Annotated in this window: 1 protein-coding gene; it reads right to left on the bottom strand. The window is 61.9% G+C overall.

Annotated elements, in window-relative coordinates; translation table 11 throughout:
* Window positions 1–316 (bottom strand): transposase (locus PO768_RS29120; RefSeq protein WP_272648841.1); only part of this gene is annotated, 316 nt, incomplete at its 3' end.
* Between the last annotated feature and the right edge of the window lie 80 nt (window positions 317–396).

The raw sequence follows: 396 nt of genomic DNA, 5'->3' as shown, positions 1-396 counted from the left end.
TGGTCTTGTGGTCGGGCGTGAGCCGGTGCAGCAGCCACATCAGTTCGATGTTGCGCTGGCACTCCCGCTCCAGACGCCTCGATGAGCGCAACCGATTGAGGTAGCCGTACAGGTACAACATCAGCAGGTCCGCCGGGTCGTACGGCGGGCGGCCTGTGGCCTTGCTGTGGGCTCGAGCAAAACCCAGCGCCTTCAGGTCCAGCCGCGCCACGAACGCCGCGATCACCCGGCACACATGCTCCGGTCCGATCAACTCGTCCAGCGACACCGGAAACAGGCTGCCCTGGTCTCGACTCTGTCCTTGCACGTAGCCCATAAGAACAATGCCCTGCAACTTGCGTTGCAGGGCATTGTCTTCAGGCCTTCAGCTTAGCGTCAGAGTATTGACACGGACTG

The sequence above is a fragment of the Paucibacter sp. XJ19-41 genome (genome assembly GCF_028462495.1).
Taxonomy (GTDB): Bacteria; Pseudomonadota; Gammaproteobacteria; order Burkholderiales; family Burkholderiaceae_C; genus Roseateles_E.
Note: the sequence above shows the minus strand (reverse complement) of the source record. Positions and strands in the feature narration are given on the sequence as shown.